This is a genomic window from Aminobacter sp. P4_D5 (assembly GCF_056401815.1).
Genome location: NZ_JBFUIP010001178.1, coordinates 1 through 566, shown reverse-complemented (window position 1 = coordinate 566; position 566 = coordinate 1). Strand labels below are relative to the sequence as shown.

Sequence of the window (566 nt, the reverse complement as noted above, 5' to 3'; positions counted from 1 at the left end):
CCACCACGGTCCCGGTCGGGATGTGGGTGATGCGCACCGCGCTGTCCGTCTTGTTGACGTGCTGCCCGCCGGCGCCCTGCGCGCGGTAGGTGTCGATGCGGAGGTCCTTGTCGTCGATCTGGACGTCGACCTCCTCGGCCTCCGGCAGCACGGCGACGGTGACGGTCGAGGTGTGGATGCGTCCCTGCGTCTCGGTCGACGGCACGCGCTGGACGCGGTGCACGCCGCTCTCGAACTTCAGCCGCGCGAAGACGTCCTTGCCCTCGATCTCGGCCGAGGCGCCCTTGAGGCCGCCGAGCTCGCTCTCGTCGTAGTCGAGCGTGGTGAAGCGCCAGCCATGGCCCTCGGCGTATTTCCGGTAGGCGGCGAAGAGCTCGGCCGCGAAGAGCCCGGCCTCGTCGCCGCCGGCGGCGGGACGGATCTCCAGGATGGCGCTGCGCGCATCGGCCTCGTCGCGCGGCAGCAGCATGAGACGGATCTCGCGCTCCAGCCGGGGCAGGCTCTGCTTGGTCTCGGAGAGTTCCGCCTCGGCCAGCTCCTTCATCTCGGGGTCGGCGAGCAGCGCC

General features: G+C 71.0%; 1 protein-coding gene. It reads right to left on the bottom strand.

The features are described from left to right. Nucleotides 1-566 (bottom strand): PCRF domain-containing protein (locus AC1DWF_RS37355; protein ID WP_476843462.1); only part of this gene is annotated, 566 nt, incomplete at both ends.